This window comes from Bacillus sp. IBL03825, assembly GCF_024712505.1.
Classification (GTDB): Bacteria; Bacillota; Bacilli; order Bacillales; family Bacillaceae_G; genus Bacillus_A; species Bacillus_A wiedmannii.
This window is the reverse complement of record NZ_JAMXKE010000001.1, coordinates 408,281-424,257: the sequence shown is the minus strand read 5'-3', so window position 1 is coordinate 424,257 and position 15,977 is coordinate 408,281. Positions and strand designations below refer to the sequence as shown.

The following is a 15,977-nucleotide window of genomic DNA, read 5'->3' as shown; positions in this document are numbered from 1 at the left end:
CTGTGTATATATGTAAAAGTTATGTAAAAATCATCACTGTTTCTCTTTTTATAATTTTTATTTTTGTACACTGTTAGTAGAACAAATTTAAGGGGGAACATTATATGAAAAAAATGTCCAGACAAGAAAAAAGCTGGATATTATACGATTGGGCGAATTCGGTATATTCGCTCGTCATTACCACTGCATTATTTCCAATTTACTTTAAAGCAGCTGCAAAAGAAGCCGGACTATCTGGTGCAACTTCAACGGCATATTGGGGATATGCGAACTCTTTCGCTACACTTTTAATTTCTATACTTGCTCCTATTCTCGGCACAGTTGCTGATTATAAAGGATTTAAAAAACGATTTTTCACATTCTTCTTTGGACTCGGTATCGTATTTACAAGTATGCTAGCAGTCGTCCCAACATCTCAGTGGTACTTATTACTAGGCTGCTATATGCTCGCATTAGTCGGTTTTGCGGGAGCAAACATTTTTTATGATGCATTTTTAGTAGATGTTACCTCTAAAGATAGAATGGACCGAATTTCTACAAGGGGCTTTGCATTAGGTTATATTGGGAGCACAATTCCTTTTATCGGTTGTATCGCTCTTATTATTCTTGCTCAAAAAGGAACTATCCCTTTATCAGTCGGCATTGCTAGTCAAATTTCGTTCGCAATAACAGCTCTTTGGTGGGGATTATTTACAATTCCAATGTTAAAAAATGTAGAGCAAACACATTACATTGAACGTCATCCAAGACCAATTGCAATGAGCTTCAAACGCCTTGCTGATACTTTTAAAAATATTAAAGAATATAAAACTGTATTTATGTTCCTAATCGCTTACTTCTTCTACATTGACGGGGTCGATACAATTATTACTATGTCTACCGCTTACGGAACAGATCTCGGTATTAGTGCAACGAATCTATTAATCATCTTATTTGTCACACAAATTGTAGCTTGTCCATTCGCCTTATTATACGGAAAGTTATCAGAAACATTTACAGGTAAAAAAATGCTATACGTCGGCATTATTATTTATATCATTATCTGCATATATGCTTATTTCTTAAAAACGACACTCGATTTCTGGATTTTAGCAATGTTAGTTGCCACTTCTCAAGGTGGTATTCAAGCACTTAGTCGTTCCTATTTTGCAAAACTGGTACCAAAAGAATCTGCAAATGAATTCTTCGGATTTTATAATATCTTTGGTAAATTCGCGGCAATTATGGGGCCAGTATTAGTCGGTGTTACAACGCAATTAACAGGAAAAACCAACGCTGGTGTCCTTAGTATTATTGTACTGTTCGTTATCGGTGGATTCTTACTAACTAGGGTTCCCGAAAATGATACATCCGTTACACCACCTAGTCCAAAAACTAAAACGCTATAAAGAAAAGATCCTCTTCTCATGAGAAGAGGATCTTTTCTTTAGTTTTAGCGATAACGTCTTACAATTAAAAATTCTACAGCCGGCTTTACAACTATCGCAGCGCATAACGCAAACAAAAGAGGTATGTTATGAAAATCAACCCATTTATTAAAACCTACCGATGCCAAACTTTTAAACATATAATGTAATGCGATGCTACAAATAAATAGTGCATACCAGTTTACTTGAAGTTCAGTTAACCAATAATAAAGTGCAAACACTAACGTACTTATAGCTACTAATGCCGTAACTACAAGACTTATTTTCTCTTTCCCCAACAACTACTCCCCCTACAGCTTGTACAAAAATAGTTTATCAACAGTTGTTCCTAATACTTCAGCTAAACGGAATGCTAACGCTAAGCTTGGATCATATTTATTATTCTCAATTGCATTTATCGTCTGTCTAGAAACTTTACACTTATCAGCCAATGCACCTTGTGAAATATTGTTTTCAGTGCGTAATTCATAGATTTGATTTTTCACACCATTTCTCCTAACCTGTAAAATCGTTTTTACATCATCAGTATATAGTTGGGGCATATCATTGTCAAAAGATTGCCGCAAGAAAAGGGAGCAATTCTGCTCCCTTACAATAGCTATTTCGAAACTAATCAATTCGTCATTTCCTCTCGATTCACAATATCTTCTTTCTTTATTTGCATACGTAAAACCGGACCTATTGCTAACAAAATAAGTGACATTGCTATACAAAATACAGTAACTAGTGAGGTCATCTCCTTCAATCCTCCAGCTAGTGAAGTTCCGATTAACATTGCCCCCATAAACAGTGGTAAAATTGTTCCATTTACTCTTCCAATCATATTTTCTGGTACAAGTTGAATCATAAGCGTACCGACGACTATATTAACACAAGCTAAACAAATACCTGTTCCAAACCTCATGAAACTAGTAATCCAAAATGATGTAGATAGCCCTTCTACTAAAAATGACATTGCTAATATGCTCATACCGAATACAAACATCTTTTTCGGGTTCACTTTTGAAGCGAAAACTGCAGCAACAATACCACCGATTAACATACCGATTCCATCAGCTGCGGCTAAATATTGAACTGCTTCCTTTTCCATTCCAAGGCGCTCTATTACAAGAAATACCTCTAATGGATTCGTTAGTCCAACAGCTAAGCCCATAACGGTGAAAGTAATCGTAATCATACGTAAATTTTTCGTGTGAAGAACGTATTTCCATCCTTCTTTTATATCATTTTTTAATGAACCTCTCGCCACTTGCTCTTGTTCCACCCATTTTGGTAAAAATGAAAGGGCTATAGCAGATAACAAAAATAAAATGATTAAGCTATATAGTGACGTAAATAAACCAAGTTGTGTGTACACAAGCGATCCTACTACTGGCCCAAAAATCAGAAATAATGACTGTAACGTTTGGTTAAATGCAATCGCATTTGCTACCTGCTCTTCTTTTACGTAGCGCTTAAATATACGCGAAGATGATGGCTGAGAAAACTGACCTACAATCGCGGAAATGAGTGTTGCAAAAAATATAGCCTGCCAATAATCCAGCTTTAACAACAAGACAATTCCTATAATAGACAGTACGCTTAATACGTCTCCAGCAACCATCGTTCTTTTCGGATTCCAGCGATCAGCTAGTGCACCACCGATAAACGAGAAAATAAAAATAGGTGCATATTCCATAACCGATAACAACGAAACTGAAACTGGATCATTATTCGTTCGCTCCATTATGAAATATAAAAGAGCCATATTTCTGATCCAAATTGCAAATTGTTGTAAAATATCAGATGCCATAACGAGCATAAATGCTCGGTTTTTAAATAAAGCGTTCATTTTCATTCCCCTTTCATAAACCGACCGTTCGGTCTAATTTATTTTGTAAGAAAAGCAACTGACCTATTATTCAGCTGCCATTCCTTTTAACAATACATCTATTGCCTTTTTATAAATACGTTGCAGTTCTTTATAATCTAACTCGTAGTAAAGTACTCCAAGCCCTGATAATAATCCATTCACAATATACATAAGATCGCGCGTATTCTCTTCACGAAACTCTCCAGACTGTATGCCTGCTTCAATTAGTTTCTCAAACATAACATATGATTCTCTAGTTAAAGCTAACAGTTCATCCAGAATTTCTTTACTTACAACTTGGCTCATAGAGAATTCCTCTATTGCATTTGAAATGGGTTGCTGTATGTCCTCTACATAATATTCCGCGAGACCATATAGTTTTGCAGTACTCGTACTATACAACTTCTCTTTTTCATTCCATTTTTCAAGCCAATCATACGTATGCTGTTTTACTACAAATAAAAATAATTCTTCTTTACTTTTAAAGTGATAATAAATGCTTCCTTTACTTCGCTCTGTAATTTCACAAATCTCTTCCATAGATGTAGCTGCATAACCCTTCTGTGAAAACAGACTTTCTGCTTTATAAGCAATTTCTTTCTTTATCTCTTCTGTACTTCTTCTCATATTTACACCTCTTTAAACCGACCGTTCAGTCTAATAATAACAAATAAAAAACCTCTATCGCAAGAGGCTATATTCCTTATTTAAGAAAACGTACTTTCAAACCACGTTCGAATCATATGTATTATTCCAATTTTAAATCCTAATTTAACAAGAAATACGCCTCCCGCAGCTAATAAAAATAACATTACTTTCCCCTTATTTTTCACTTTCGGTTCCCTTTTCATTTCTATTCCCCTTATTACATTAAAAATATTAATCAAACGTTTGTTTAACTGTTTTTATGCATATGTAAGCCAACTAATCAAACGTTTGTTTAAAAAGAAATACGCCCCCCTATAGGGCGTATTCTCATCAATCACCGCCGCCTCCACCACCGCAGCTACCTCCACTATCTCCACCAAAAGAACCTCCGCAATCATGTGAACCTCCATCGTGCGAGCCATCATTATCCGATCCAGCAAAGAAAAATAATGGTGATGAGCTGTTGGATGAATTATGAATGTTATTTTGTTTTGTAAGATTTACCTTCTTTTTGTTTGATCGAACTGCTGTTACGATTGTTCCAACTACAACAAATAATAATATGACAATAATAAATTCCATATAAAAGCCTCCCTTAATCTTTGAATAATTGAATGGTTCTTTCTAGATTTTCAAGTGAAATGAAGCGCGATTCACGAAGAATTTCTTTTCCATTATAAAATAATAAAACTGTTGGTCCTGTAAATACTGCATATCGCCCTGCGATCTCTTGCATGTCTTGTAGTAATATTTCTACTTTCTCTACGTAATCATAATTCTCTAATACGCAATTTACTTTTCTTAACATAACATCACAAACACCACAATTTTCCGTTTTAATAAACAGCAGTACTAATTGTTGTCCTTCAATATATGTCGCTAATTCTTCTATCGTTTCAAATGTATTCATCTTATCCCTCTTAGCGTAATTTACGAAATACTTTACCCTGATACATACGAAAAGCTGAACTATCTTTAATCTTTCTCTTTTCCATTACCTGCTGAAAACGCAGCGTTTTTGCTGTTAACTCTTCTTGTAATTCTTTTCTCTCTACTTCATCATAACAGCATGCAATTAAGTTTTCTATTTTTAATATATCTTTTTGTAGTTCCATTTCTGGTGGAATCATACCCGCATTTTTTAAGATTTTATAACTCATTCTAAGTTCTGGAGGTACCATTGAAAGGTCTTCTAATTGTAGTGGTTTTCCTTTTCCCGGAATATGATCAAGGTCTCCATTCCGTATTGCTTGTCGAATTTTTTCTTCAGCAATGTTCAAAAAGACATCCACACCATTCGCTCCTTTACATATTTTTACTATTATTTTACATGATATTTTCTCATCTTGCTACGCTATTACAAATTGACTGTATACAATTTTTTCTCAAATTTAATTACAAGGAGCCTTTTCCTCCCTAATCAATATTTTATTTTCATGTGTAGTCTGTGTTAGAGCCATTTCATATTGAGAAAATCTTTCCGAATCAAATAAAGCGTTTACACTAAATCTTACATTTGCTACGATTTAATCACCCCCAGCTCCCTTGTATAGACTTCGTGATGTCTGATCATTTTTATCTAGACGTTTCATACGTCTAGATTCACTTTGGTTTACTGGCGTACGCCTTTAAATATATCTTTTATTTTGAAAGGAGAAATGACTATGAGCTCCAAAAAATTCACATTGCTATTACTATCTCTACTACTCTTCTTACCTCTTTTTCTCACAAACTTTATTACTCCAAATGTTGCATTAGCAAATTCACCAAAGCAAGGTCAAAAAATTGTTGGGTATTTTCCTTCATGGGGTATTTACGGACGCAATTATCAAGTTGCAGACATTGATGCATCCAAGCTAACTCATTTAAACTATGCTTTCGCTGATATTTGCTGGAATGGAAAACATGGAAACCCTTCTACTCACCCTGATAATCCGAATAAACAAACGTGGAACTGTAAAGAGTCTGGTGTACCACTGCAAAATAAAGAGGTCCCTAATGGTACTCTCGTACTCGGTGAACCATGGGCTGATGTCACAAAATCTTATCCGGGATCAGGTACAACTTGGGAAGATTGTGATAAATACGCCCGCTGTGGAAATTTCGGAGAACTGAAACGATTAAAAGCTAAGTTTCCTCACTTAAAAACAATTATTTCCGTTGGTGGCTGGACTTGGTCTAACCGTTTTTCTGATATGGCCGCTGATGAAAAAACAAGAAAAGTATTCGCTGAATCTACAGTAGCTTTTCTTCGCGAATATGGATTTGACGGCGTTGATTTAGACTGGGAATATCCGGGTGTAGAAACGATTCCTGGTGGTAGTTATCGTCCTGAAGATAAGCAAAACTTCACCCTACTCCTTCAAGATGTTCGAAATGCATTAACGAAAGCTGGTGCAGAAGATGGTAAACAATACTTACTAACAATCGCATCAGGTGCAAGCCAACGTTATGCTGATCATACAGAGCTAAAGAAAATCTCTCAAATACTGGATTGGATTAATATTATGACATATGATTTCCACGGTGGATGGGAAGCTACTTCTAACCATAATGCAGCTCTATACAAAGATCCAAATGACCCAGCAGCAGATACGAAATTTTACGTAGATGGTGCAATAGACATTTATACAAATGAAGGGGTTCCAGCGGATAAACTCGTATTAGGTGTACCTTTTTACGGACGTGGATGGAAAAATTGCGGAAAAGAAAATAACGGGCAATACCAACCTTGTAAACCAGGTAGTGATGGAAAGCTCGCTTCTAAAGGTACTTGGGATGATTACTCTACCGGTGACACAGGTGTGTACGATTACGGTGATTTAGCAGCTAATTATGTTAATAAAAATGGTTTTGTTCGCCACTGGAACGATGTAGCGAAAGTACCTTATTTATATAATGCGACTACAGGCACGTTTATTAGCTATGATGACAACGAATCTATGAAATATAAAACAGACTATATAAAGACAAAGGGTTTAAGTGGCGCAATGTTTTGGGAACTAAGCGGGGATTGCCGTACAAGTCCAAAATATAGTTGTAGTGGGCCAAAATTACTTGATACGCTAGTAAAAGAATTACTTGGTGGACCTATTACTCAAAAAGATACTGAACCACCAACAAACGTAAAAAATATTGCTGTTACAAATAAAAATTCAAACTCCGTTCAATTAAACTGGACTACATCTACTGATAACGTAGGAGTTACGGAATATGAAATTACTGCCGGAGAAGAGAAATGGAGTACAACAACAAATAGCATTACAATTAAAAATTTAAAATCTAATATAGAATACACATTTTCAGTAATAGCAAAGGATGCTGCTGGGAATAAATCACAGCCTACTTCTATTATTGTAAAAACAGACGATACTAACACAACACCTCCTGGTGGAAATGGGAATGCTACCTTTTCAGTCACTTCAAATTGGGGAAGTGGTTACAACTTCTCGATTGTAATTAAAAATAGTGGAACGACCTCTATTAAAAACTGGAAATTAGAATTTGATTATAACGGCAATTTAACACAAGTTTGGGATTCTAAAATTAGTAGTAAAACAAATAATCATTACGTAATTACGAATGCAGGATGGAATGGTGAAATTCCTCCTGGTGGATCGATTACAATCGGAGGGGCAGGAACAGGCAATCCTGCCGAACTTTTAAATGCATCTATTAGCGAAAACTAAACGTAACCTCCATTAATTATTTCACTAAAGTTTGAATTTAGGTTTGAGTGCTCTATCCTAAATTCAAACTTTTAATTTTATGAAAAATCACAAATTGATATTATAATAACCTATTATAATCATATTTAGTTTCTAATATGAAGTTCATGTGAAGTTCATCTGAATTTTACATGAATTTCCTTTAAGTTCTATTGTCTTCCTATACTAATCACATTATTCTTTACATATAGGAATTATTTTCATTCCATTTCAAACTATCTATATATATAAAGAAAGATAGTCGCCTGTTAGGGAAAGGCATCTAAATATAAACATAACATAAGAAAAAGCACGCTTATAAGCGCACCATAAGAGTGCTTCTTCATACAATTCTCATGTAAGAGTTCTCGAAAATCATGTTAATCACAAAGAAAAGGCATTAGCTTATACAAGCTAATGCCTTTTCTTTATTCATATCGTTCAGCGTCCCATTCTTCTATATTCCATACTTTTGTTATCCATGCTTCATAGAAAGAAGGCTCATGTGAGACAAGTAAAACTGTTCCTTTATATTGTTGTAACGCTTCCTGCAAAGACTTCTTTGTTTCTATATCCAAATGATTAGTCGGTTCATCTAAAATTAAAACATTGCTTTTCGTTACGATAAGTTCACATAAACGTACTTTCGTTTGTTCCCCGCCGCTTAATAAACGAATAGGTTTTAATACATGTTCTTCTTTCAATCCACACTTTGCTAATACTTGGCGTACTTCTTTCTTTGTCATATCTGGTCGTTCTGCCCAAACTTTTTCTAATGGTGTTGTTTCTGAAGCAAACTCCTCCTGCGCAAAATAAGCAGGATTTACTCGTTCTCCAACAGAAATTGAACCACTTAGCGGCTTTATTTGACCTAATAACGTTTTTAACATTGTCGTTTTTCCAATCCCATTATGACCAACAATCGCTATCTTTTCTCCTTTTTTTACTTGCAAATTCAATTCTGGACATAACGGAGAACTATATCCTATCCTTAGTTTTTCAGCCTGTAATATGCGACTAACTGGCTCCTCATAAACATTGAAATCAAAACGGGATCGAGGTACATGATTAACCTTTTCAATCCTTTGCATTTTCTCCAATACTTTCTCTCGACTTTTAGCCTGTTTCGCTTTTCGAATTTTATTTTTTTGAATAAATGTTTCTAACTGAGAGATTTCTTTTTGTTGTTTCGCATGCGCCGATTGTAATTGTTTCCTTTGCAATTGATAACTTTGCACAAATTTTTCATAATTTCCTACGTACCGCTTCACTTTCCGTTCTTCTAGATGATAAATAACATTCGTAATATTGTTCAAAAATGCTTCGTCATGTGAAATGATTACATAAGCTTTTTCATACAGTCTCAAATACGATTGCAACCATTCTATATGGGCTGTATCTAAATAGTTTGTTGGCTCATCTAGCAATAAAACATCAGCTTTTTCTAAAAGGAGCTTCCCAAGTAATAACTTTGTTCGCTGTCCTCCACTTAACTTTGAAACATCCTTTTTAAGCCCCATTTCAAATAAACCTAAACCGATTGCTACTTCCTCAATTTCTGTATGAATTTGATAGAAATTAGAACTTTCCAATATAGTTTGTAATTCTCCATACTTTACTAACAACTTTTCTATTTCTCCTGCTCCATTCATTTCTTCAGCAATTTTTAACATTTCACATTCAACCGCATACAAATTAGAAAATGCACTTTGTAAGTATCCCTCAATTGTTATTCCTTCTTGTAAATCCATATACTGCTGTAAAAAACCTACCTTCACATGTGGAAACCATTCAATGTTTCCGTCATCATGTATAAGTTCTCCTGTTAAAATCCTTAACAATGTTGATTTTCCAATTCCATTTTTCCCAACTAACCCAACATGCTCGCCCTTTAATAGTCGAAAACACGCATTATATAAAATGGTTTTCTCACCATACGAATGACTTACATTTTCTACTGTTAATATACTCATTTTTTTCTCTCCTCTACTTATAGTTCATAAGCTAAATAGAGAGAGCAACAGTATAAAGCCTTATTTAATTGTATATATAAAAAATGGGTAAGGTGAATACACCTTACCCATTACATATTATAGTAAAAAAGGATTAAGGTTCTTTACCTGCTGTCTTCAATTTAGCTTAATCGTTAAAAATGGGCAGACTTCTCCCGCATCAAGCTAAAACCATTTGAAGAACAGTTGATAAAGTCATTTTATCCTTTCACTCCTTTAACATTTGTTATATTAAGAGTATAAACTACTCTGTTATATTTTATTCTCTATTTTTTCTTTTGTTCCTTCTCCGCTTTTTCATTTTCTGCGTAAATTTCTTTATACATCTTTTCTAATGCATATGGACTTGTAAAGATGAGCGTTAACGATTTCCAAATATAAATTCTTCTTTGTAGTTCTACCCCATACTCTTTACTAACCATATTTTTCACTTCTGGAATATGTTCTTCGTTTTGAAATTGTTGTACAGATTTCAATTCCTTCGTCTTAAAATCCGTTAAAAGGCCTATTACAGTTCGTCCATGTTCCTGCGACCTTTCTTCTAAATCAAACTGAATGGAATGAACAAAACCTAAAACATGAAAGATTTGAGCATGCAACCCGACAGCAGCACGCTGTTCCATTAAGTTGTAGCACTCTCGTTTTAACCCTTCTACCATTTCTAAAGAATTTCTATTAACTTTTCTTTTGCCAACAAACATAATTTTTACAATATGAGCGACTGCTCCCATACTTTTTAATACACTCTCTAAAACTTCTACCGCATCTTCCACATAACCATTTGAAATTATAGAATGAATAAATTCATCTAATACCACTTGAAACTTTTTAATTAAATGTAAATCGCGTAATTCTGGAACATCTTCTCTCAATTGATTCCGGCCTTGAACCCACTTTAAAACTTCTGACATCTCTTCTTCTTTTAATTCATGATGTTCCATACCATACTTCATTAATAAAATATGATTTTTTAATAAGGACTTTCCTTCTTCAAGATTGTCCGGCGTTAATGAATCAACTATTTTCTCTATAGATTTCATCTTTCTCCCCCTATATAAAAAAGCCTCTTAACAGTAATTATACCAAAAACTGTTAAAAGACTTTTTCTATTTTTTCATATAAGGAGCTAATACTCTCAGAATTTCTTCCTTATCCTTCTTTAACTCAAGTGATGTTAACATATCCATCGTTCTCGGTCTAGGTAATTTCACTTGTACCTCACCAACTATTGAGGCTGGTCTTTGAGATAAAATAAATACGCGATCTGAAAGCAAGATTGCCTCATCTAGGTCGTGTGTAACCATAACGATTGTTTGCTTCTCTTGGTGCCAAGAGTTTAAAAGCCAGCTATGTACTTCCATTTTTGTAAAGGCATCTAATTTTCCAAAAGGCTCATCAAGTAGCATAATTGGCTTTTCACATAAATATGTGCGCAAAAAACTAATTCTTTGACGCATACCACCAGACAATTCATCTGGATAATGGTCTGCATATTCATCTAGTTCAAATTGCTTTAATGCTTCCATTCCCTCTGTCAGCCTTTGTTTTTTCGGTTTCCCTTCGATTTCCAATGGAAGAACTATATTTTGCAAAGCTGATCGCCAAGGTAATAATAAATCTTGTTGCGGCATATAACTTACAACATCTTGCTCTTGTACGTGCCTATCCTTATACGTTACATTCCCACTTGTTGGGCTTTCAACATTTGCAATTATATTTAATAATGTGCTTTTCCCGCAACCACTCGGTCCTACAAAGGAAACGAACTCTCCCTCTCGTATAGAAGCACTAATATTTGCCAATACATTCTTTCCATCAAAAGCTTTTACAATCTCTTTTATTTGTAATCCACTCATTTTTCACTTGGAAGGAACTCATTTGTAAAGGCATCTTTCACATCAATTTTCTTCTTAATAACTTTGTTATCATATAAGAAATTCATGTAATTCGTCCAAACTTCTTCCTTCTGTACTCCCCACGCTTTTGCATCATCTTGATACTTCGTACTTAACCATTTTTGACTTTCTTGTACTAATTCTTTATTCACATCTGGAACTGCTTTAATTAAAATATCAGCAGCTTCTTTCGGTTCTTTAATTGCAAAATTATAACCTTCTGTCGTTGCACTCATAAACTTTTTCACAAAGTCTTTATCTTGCTTCGTATGTTTTTCACTCGTAATAATAACAGGGCTATAGAAATCAAGCGCTGGGTCTAAGTCTTTCACCATAATCGTATTTAACTCTTTTCCTTGGCGCTTCGCTTCAATTCCATCCCATCCGTAATATATCCATTCAAAGTCTGCATCACGACCGATTGATTTAAAGAAATCTGTTTGTCCTAAGATGATTTTTTCAACTTTATTAAAATCAGCTTGATGCTTCTCCATGATTGTCTTCAGCGTTGCTTCTTCTGCTGGTCCTCCCCAGCCACCGTAACGTTTACCTTCAAAATCTTTTGGTGACGTCATATTATCTTTTTTAAGTGATGCAAAAGCTGAAGTGTTATGTTGGATGATTGCTCCTACAGATACAACAGGAATACCTTCCACACGAGCCAACGTTACATTTTCTTGTGCGCTTATTGCGAAGTCGGCTTTTCCAGAAGCTATCATTTGCTCCGCTGTCACATTATCACCAGGCTGAATAATTTCTACATCGAGGCCTTGCTTTTTATAATAATCTTTCGCTTGCGCTACATATAGGCCAGTATGATTCGTATTCGGAAACCAATCTAATACTACTTTTACTTTTTGATCTTTACTTGCACTTTCTTCTTTCTTCGCCGGATTACATCCAGCCACACCTACTGCTAATAAGGCAGCCAACATAACTTTTAAACCTTTTTTCATTTTCTGCCGTCCTTTCTATATATCCATGGTGCTGTTATTCTTGCCATAAACTCCACGATAAAATACAGACATAATGTCACCATAACAATAATTGCTGCCACACCAAATACTCGGGCTGTTAAAAAGGATTTTGTAGCCCTTGTAAGCATAACTCCTAATCCTTCGCTTGCACCGAGCCATTCCCCAATAATTGCTCCCATTACGCTATATGTAACTGCAATTTTTAAACCTGAGAAAAAGTATGGCAGCACTGCTGGAAACTTTACTTTCTGGTAAACTTGCCATTTCGTTGCCTTCATCGTTTGCAACAACTTCAACATATTTTTATCTACCGTTTGAAAACCTTCTAAAATGCTAAGCGCAATTGGGAAGAAACAAACAAGTATTACTACCATTACTTTCGGTAGCATTCCATATCCAAACCAAATAATAAATAACGGTGCAAGTACAACGATTGGAATCGTTTGTGAAATAACAAGCAACGGATTTATTAAAATACGAAATAAGGGGATAACATCCATAATAATTGCAATACTTGTCCCAATTAAAATCGCAAAAAACAGTCCGATTAGAACCTCTTGTAACGTTTGCATCGTATTCGGTAATAGTAAATCTTTCATTCCAATTAATTCTTGAACAATGGCAGAAGGCTTCGGTAAAATCCACGGTTCAATTTTAAATAATGAAACAGATCCTTCCCATATCGCTATGAGAAGGATAAGCCAAATTGTTGTAATTATTTTAGATTGCTTCTGGTTTTGCATATTCATCACGGTACTTCCAAACCTTTTCATCTATCGTTACACCAGTGCTTGGACGATAATGGATTTTAATAGAAGTAATCACTTCTTCTGCTCCAGCATCCACACAAGCTTGTTGCGCACGTTTAATGATATCAAGAAGTACATCTAATTCTCCTTCCAGCGTTGTTTCCATTGCCCCTACTTCATAACGAACTCCCGATTGTTGTACAACTTCAATTGCTTTATCGACAACAGAATACACATCTTTGTTCTTCGCTTGTGGTACTACTGAAAATGAAATCGTAACTTGTTGTGACATAGTAAAATCCCCCTTATAAAATGAAATGTTAAAACAAGAAAAGGCTTTCCTACTGCGTAGGAAAGCCTTGTATGCAAGTTATTATAGAATAACATATGCTACATCACTTTAAGTAACTCCCTACGCTGGCATTATCCAGATCAGGTTGAGGGTCGATGTTTGTTTACATCCTCTCAGCCAATTGGCTCCCCGGTCCTTAATTCGTTTTCATTGTAGCATGATTTATTTTATTGAACAAACAAAAGCACGTATAATCATTTCATTTAACTTTTGAATTCCCCTATTAACTCTTGTAACTCCTGTGAAAGCCAGCTTAAAGAACTAGCTAATTCAGCAATATCTTGTACAGACATTTCCTGCTCTTTCATACTTTCTTCAATATTATTACTACTATTTGCATACGTATTTGCAATAAGTGATAGTTCATTTACAACACGAACAATATTTTGGCTATTTTGCAATATATCACTTGAATTGCTAGAAACAACTCTAACTTGATTTGTAACAGATTGTGCTGATTTTGAAATTTTTTCAAAGAAAGCACCACTACTTTGAAAAAGTTTAATTCCGGATTCTACTTCTTTTGAAGCTTTTTGTATTGAAACAACAGCTTCTTCCGTTTCAACTTGTGTTTCCCCTATTAATTTCGCTATATCTTTTGCTGATGCTTCCGTCTGCTCTGCTAATTTACGCACTTCATCAGCAACAACGGCAAATCCCTTTCCGGTTGCCTCAGCACGTGAAGCTTCAATAGAAGCATTGAAAGCTAGCGAATTCGTTTGATTTGAAATACCTGTAATTACGTTTACAATATCACTAATTTCTTTTGATCTTGTTTCCAAAGAATGAATGATAGAAGATAAATCTTGTACTGCATTTTGTATTATGTTCATCTGATTAATCGCCTGTTCAATAACACCATTTCCTTTTACTGAATGATGCTTCGTACCTTCAGACTCTTTTGCCATTTGTTTTGCAATATTAGTTATCTCTTCCATCCTATCTTCCATTTCATATACAATACTTAAATATTTTGGTACTGAAGTTTCTTGTGATTGAACGCCAGCCCTTAACTCAACTATAGAACTTACGATTCCTTGGACTGCCATGCTATTCTCTTTCGTACTCACTGACAATTCTTGTGAAGATGAGGAAACCTGTTCTGCTGTCTGTTTCACTTTATCTATAATTCCTTTAAACTTCTCGATGGTATTATTAAAATACGCATTAATAATACCAATATCATCTGGTCTTTCCTCTAATTTAATACTTAAATCACCTTTACCAACTCTGCGCAATCCTTCACGTAAATCCCGCAATGGAGCAAGCGCGTTACGTACAATTAAGAATTGAACAACAGTTGCAATTAAAACAGAAATACAAATAAACATTAAACCTTGTATAATGAACTTTTCCTTTGTACTAGGAACAATAGAGGCATCTACATCTGCTGCAACTAGTGCCACAATGTTACCTTCTCCATCTTTAATTGGCTCTAATATCGTTACCCATGTTCCTAATGCGTCTTCATATATTTCTGTCATGTTTGCTTTTTTCGTGCTCATTACTTTATCATATGCTTTCATCCAAAGATCTGGTTGTTTATAATATTCTCCCGGCCTTACTTCAACAACATTTGCTAAACCTGTAGACAAATCAATGATTTGCAGCTCACCTTTTTCATTTTTTTTCGCTCCAACGATATACGTTTGTCCAACACTGTTCAATTCTTCCGTTGATTCATCTAATTTCTCTGTTAACTTCTCTCTCTTTTCTCTTTCTGCCGTTGGGTCTTTTGCAACATCTCTTAATATTTCTTCATCTAATTTATGTAATACCGTATCTCCTGTTTCAAAAGAGTGCCTTTCAAATATAGACATCATGCTATTTTGAAACATGTTAAAACTTAATGCTCCCATAGTACCAACAAGCGTTAAAATAACTAACACAGTTAACAATACATTTTTTTGAAGAAATGATAACCTGTGCCAATATTTTTTCATTAACATCACCTTTCTTAATTAACTTAATATAAAGTAAAACTATTAAAATATAAACCTCATTAACAATCGATAAAAGTTCTCATTTGTTTATAAATAAAAAAAAGACCAATGAAAAGAGCATTGGTCAAGACCAACCCTATCCGTCCGGTAACTGGCTAGCATAGCCTTTCGGCCTTAGCTCCTTTAGTTTTGCGTCCTAATGTTTCCATCAGTTTGCCTTTCTCGCTGAACGAGTTGAACGATATGGGAGTTCTATGAGAATTAAATTATTCTCTATCAAAGATTACAACATAAGAATTAAAATGTCTACCTATTTAGAGATGCAAATGTAAAGTTTCAATGGATTATTTTTTCGAAATAATTTAACAAAGTACGTGAATGTTATATTTCTTGTGTTATATAATAAAAAATGTAT

The 15,977-nt window shown here is 34.7% G+C and carries 17 protein-coding genes and 2 riboswitches; of the genes, 2 read left to right on the top strand and 15 right to left on the bottom strand.

The genetic code is table 11. The annotated features are described in order from the left end of the window. The first annotated feature begins 104 nt into the window (after positions 1–104). Positions 105–1,388 carry an MFS transporter gene (locus NHG49_RS02215; RefSeq protein ID WP_000738835.1) on the top strand — a complete coding sequence of 428 codons (1,284 nt, stop codon included), beginning with the start codon at positions 105–107 and terminating at the stop codon, positions 1,386–1,388. Positions 1,389–1,432: 44 nt separating this feature from the next. Here the strand turns inward: NHG49_RS02215 and NHG49_RS02210 are convergent, their stop codons facing one another. The 8 genes from NHG49_RS02210 to NHG49_RS02175 form a co-directional block, all read right to left on the bottom strand. Next, positions 1,433–1,705 (bottom strand): hypothetical protein, encoded by a 273-nt coding sequence (locus NHG49_RS02210; protein ID WP_064477231.1) that lies wholly within the window; start codon positions 1,703–1,705, stop codon positions 1,433–1,435. Between the two features lie 12 nt (positions 1,706–1,717). Beyond that, entirely contained in the window at positions 1,718–1,969 is a 252-nt protein-coding gene (locus NHG49_RS02205; RefSeq protein ID WP_002070345.1) for a helix-turn-helix transcriptional regulator, read from the bottom strand. A gap of 71 nt (positions 1,970–2,040) precedes the next feature. Beyond that, positions 2,041–3,258, bottom strand: coding sequence for an MFS transporter (locus tag NHG49_RS02200; RefSeq protein ID WP_149173996.1), 1,218 nt, complete (start codon positions 3,256–3,258; stop codon positions 2,041–2,043). A 66-nt stretch (positions 3,259–3,324) separates the two neighbouring features. Further along, positions 3,325–3,906 carry a TetR/AcrR family transcriptional regulator gene (locus NHG49_RS02195; protein WP_258125478.1) on the bottom strand — a complete coding sequence of 194 codons (582 nt, stop codon included), beginning with the start codon at positions 3,904–3,906 and terminating at the stop codon, positions 3,325–3,327. Between the two features lie 80 nt (positions 3,907–3,986). Further along, the gene (locus tag NHG49_RS02190) at positions 3,987–4,130 is read right to left on the bottom strand and encodes a hypothetical protein (RefSeq protein WP_000817976.1); all 144 of its coding nucleotides are present in this window, start codon (positions 4,128–4,130) and stop codon (positions 3,987–3,989) included. Positions 4,131–4,257: 127 nt separating this feature from the next. Beyond that, complete coding sequence (locus NHG49_RS02185) at positions 4,258–4,509, bottom strand: hypothetical protein (RefSeq protein WP_064477228.1); 252 nt, start codon at positions 4,507–4,509, stop codon at positions 4,258–4,260. 13 nt (positions 4,510–4,522) lie between these two features. Further along, complete coding sequence (locus NHG49_RS02180) at positions 4,523–4,837, bottom strand: thioredoxin family protein (protein ID WP_064477227.1); 315 nt, start codon at positions 4,835–4,837, stop codon at positions 4,523–4,525. A 10-nt stretch (positions 4,838–4,847) separates the two neighbouring features. Further along, the gene (locus NHG49_RS02175; protein WP_088046931.1) at positions 4,848–5,219 is read right to left on the bottom strand and encodes a DnaJ family domain-containing protein; all 372 of its coding nucleotides are present in this window, start codon (positions 5,217–5,219) and stop codon (positions 4,848–4,850) included. A gap of 372 nt (positions 5,220–5,591) precedes the next feature. Here NHG49_RS02175 and NHG49_RS02170 point away from each other — a divergent pair, with 372 nt between their 5' ends. Continuing rightward, positions 5,592–7,616: a glycosyl hydrolase family 18 protein gene (locus NHG49_RS02170; protein WP_098110761.1), complete on the top strand. Its 2,025-nt coding sequence runs from the start codon at positions 5,592–5,594 to the stop codon at positions 7,614–7,616. A gap of 446 nt (positions 7,617–8,062) precedes the next feature. Here the strand turns inward: NHG49_RS02170 and NHG49_RS02165 are convergent, their stop codons facing one another. The 7 genes from NHG49_RS02165 to NHG49_RS02135 form a co-directional block, all read right to left on the bottom strand. Then, positions 8,063–9,607, bottom strand: a complete 1,545-nt coding sequence (locus tag NHG49_RS02165; protein WP_258125477.1) for an ABC-F family ATP-binding cassette domain-containing protein — start codon at positions 9,605–9,607, stop codon at positions 8,063–8,065. A gap of 305 nt (positions 9,608–9,912) precedes the next feature. Continuing rightward, positions 9,913–10,686, bottom strand: a complete 774-nt coding sequence (locus NHG49_RS02160) for a hypothetical protein (RefSeq protein ID WP_088046928.1) — start codon at positions 10,684–10,686, stop codon at positions 9,913–9,915. A gap of 66 nt (positions 10,687–10,752) precedes the next feature. After that, positions 10,753–11,502 (bottom strand): ABC transporter ATP-binding protein, encoded by a 750-nt coding sequence (locus tag NHG49_RS02155; protein WP_098110763.1) that lies wholly within the window; start codon positions 11,500–11,502, stop codon positions 10,753–10,755. After that, a complete protein-coding gene (locus NHG49_RS02150) occupies positions 11,499–12,497 on the bottom strand; it encodes an ABC transporter substrate-binding protein (RefSeq protein WP_046958852.1) in 999 nt (332 codons plus the stop codon). The genes NHG49_RS02155 and NHG49_RS02150 overlap by 4 nt, the downstream gene beginning before the upstream one ends. Then, a complete protein-coding gene (locus tag NHG49_RS02145; RefSeq protein WP_001057159.1) occupies positions 12,494–13,267 on the bottom strand; it encodes an ABC transporter permease in 774 nt (257 codons plus the stop codon). The genes NHG49_RS02150 and NHG49_RS02145 overlap by 4 nt, the downstream gene beginning before the upstream one ends. After that, positions 13,239–13,559, bottom strand: coding sequence for an MTH1187 family thiamine-binding protein (locus NHG49_RS02140; RefSeq protein WP_000082897.1), 321 nt, complete (start codon positions 13,557–13,559; stop codon positions 13,239–13,241). The genes NHG49_RS02145 and NHG49_RS02140 overlap by 29 nt, the downstream gene beginning before the upstream one ends. A 100-nt stretch (positions 13,560–13,659) precedes the next feature. Next, positions 13,660–13,761, bottom strand: a riboswitch (TPP riboswitch). Between the two features lie 61 nt (positions 13,762–13,822). Continuing rightward, on the bottom strand, positions 13,823–15,562 hold the full coding sequence (locus NHG49_RS02135; protein WP_064477223.1) for a methyl-accepting chemotaxis protein: 1,740 nt from the start codon (positions 15,560–15,562) through the stop codon (positions 13,823–13,825). 143 nt (positions 15,563–15,705) lie between these two features. Then, positions 15,706–15,790, bottom strand: a riboswitch (cyclic di-GMP riboswitch). Positions 15,791–15,977: the final 187 nt, after the last annotated feature.

Excerpts from the sequence above, each read along its gene's own strand:
- NHG49_RS02215 (WP_000738835.1), top strand. The coding sequence starts at position 105 with ATGAAAAAAATGTCCAGACAAGAAAAAAGCTGGATATTATACGATTGG.
- NHG49_RS02205 (WP_002070345.1), bottom strand. The coding sequence starts at position 1,969 with ATGCCCCAACTATATACTGATGATGTAAAAACGATTTTACAGGTTAGG.
- NHG49_RS02200 (WP_149173996.1), bottom strand. The coding sequence starts at position 3,258 with ATGAACGCTTTATTTAAAAACCGAGCATTTATGCTCGTTATGGCATCT.
- NHG49_RS02195 (WP_258125478.1), bottom strand. The coding sequence starts at position 3,906 with ATGAGAAGAAGTACAGAAGAGATAAAGAAAGAAATTGCTTATAAAGCA.
- NHG49_RS02190 (WP_000817976.1), bottom strand. The coding sequence starts at position 4,130 with ATGAAAAGGGAACCGAAAGTGAAAAATAAGGGGAAAGTAATGTTATTT.
- NHG49_RS02185 (WP_064477228.1), bottom strand. The coding sequence starts at position 4,509 with ATGGAATTTATTATTGTCATATTATTATTTGTTGTAGTTGGAACAATC.
- NHG49_RS02180 (WP_064477227.1), bottom strand. The coding sequence starts at position 4,837 with ATGAATACATTTGAAACGATAGAAGAATTAGCGACATATATTGAAGGA.
- NHG49_RS02170 (WP_098110761.1), top strand. The coding sequence starts at position 5,592 with ATGAGCTCCAAAAAATTCACATTGCTATTACTATCTCTACTACTCTTC.
- NHG49_RS02165 (WP_258125477.1), bottom strand. The coding sequence starts at position 9,607 with ATGAGTATATTAACAGTAGAAAATGTAAGTCATTCGTATGGTGAGAAA.
- NHG49_RS02160 (WP_088046928.1), bottom strand. The coding sequence starts at position 10,686 with ATGAAATCTATAGAGAAAATAGTTGATTCATTAACGCCGGACAATCTT.
- NHG49_RS02155 (WP_098110763.1), bottom strand. The coding sequence starts at position 11,502 with ATGAGTGGATTACAAATAAAAGAGATTGTAAAAGCTTTTGATGGAAAG.
- NHG49_RS02150 (WP_046958852.1), bottom strand. The coding sequence starts at position 12,497 with ATGAAAAAAGGTTTAAAAGTTATGTTGGCTGCCTTATTAGCAGTAGGT.
- NHG49_RS02145 (WP_001057159.1), bottom strand. The coding sequence starts at position 13,267 with ATGAATATGCAAAACCAGAAGCAATCTAAAATAATTACAACAATTTGG.
- NHG49_RS02140 (WP_000082897.1), bottom strand. The coding sequence starts at position 13,559 with ATGTCACAACAAGTTACGATTTCATTTTCAGTAGTACCACAAGCGAAG.
- NHG49_RS02135 (WP_064477223.1), bottom strand. The coding sequence starts at position 15,562 with ATGAAAAAATATTGGCACAGGTTATCATTTCTTCAAAAAAATGTATTG.